At 43.7% G+C, this 775-nt stretch carries 1 protein-coding gene and 1 pseudogene; both read left to right on the plus strand.

Annotated features, from left to right (window positions below; translation table 11 throughout):
* A pseudogene (locus ACIFQM_RS24935) lies at positions 1-303 on the plus strand (P22 coat protein - protein 5 domain protein); the annotation flags it as partial.
* 100 nt (positions 304-403) lie between these two features.
* Complete coding sequence (locus ACIFQM_RS24940) at positions 404-622, plus strand: hypothetical protein (protein WP_430047773.1); 219 nt, start codon at positions 404-406, stop codon at positions 620-622.
* The last annotated feature ends 153 nt before the right edge of the window (positions 623-775 follow it).

Genomic DNA, 775 nt, shown 5'->3' on the forward strand with positions numbered 1-775 from the left:
TATGGCTTGCTGCTGAAGGATGCTCGTTTCACCAAAGACCCCAATATCATCCGCACGGGTTATGTAGGGGATATCGATGGGATGACCGTTTATAAATCCAACAATGTGCCGAATACCACAGGAGCCAAGTATAAAATCATCGCAGGTCATAAGAGTGCGATTTCGTTTGCAGGTCAAGTAGATTCGGTTGAAGCCTTCAGACCAGAGAAGCAATTCTCGGATGCAGTGAAAGGGTTGCAAGTGTTTGGAGCCAAATGTATCAAGCCGGAAGCTCTCGCTGTACTCACAGCCAATAAGTCCTAATTGAAAATGTATGATTATGAAAACACATTATAATAGAAGAAACACGTTTAGGGTGTGTCCGCTTTGGATGCCCTAGTTTTCATTTTTGGAGGGTGATAAGATGTGGTTTTTGAATCAAGAAACAGGCTGCACATGGGAAGTCACGGATCAGGAGTTAATGCTGCGGTTGCAGGCCAGTGGGCATTATAAGCAAGTGGATGAACCTCAACAAGATAAGACTGAACAAGGTGTAGCCCAAACGAAAGCTCAAGTTGTCAAGAATATGAAGCGTACCGAGAAGGCACAGATAAAGGAGGAACAGGAGCCGGCACATGAATGATTCATTGATTTTGCTGAAACGGTTATTAGGTATGGAACCAACAAACATATCCAAGGATGATATCCTGATCCACTATTTGAATAAAGCCAAGGGTAATATTCTTGGGTATTGCAATGCGGCGACACTGCCTGTGGAATACGATCATGTCATGGT

This window comes from Paenibacillus sp. NRS-1782 (genome assembly GCF_050467685.1).
Taxonomy (GTDB): Bacteria; Bacillota; Bacilli; order Paenibacillales; family Paenibacillaceae; genus Paenibacillus; species Paenibacillus terrae_A.

Coding starts and splice junctions, on each gene's coding strand:
- ACIFQM_RS24940 (WP_430047773.1), top strand. CDS start 404: ATGTGGTTTTTGAATCAAGAAACAGGCTGCACATGGGAAGTCACGGAT.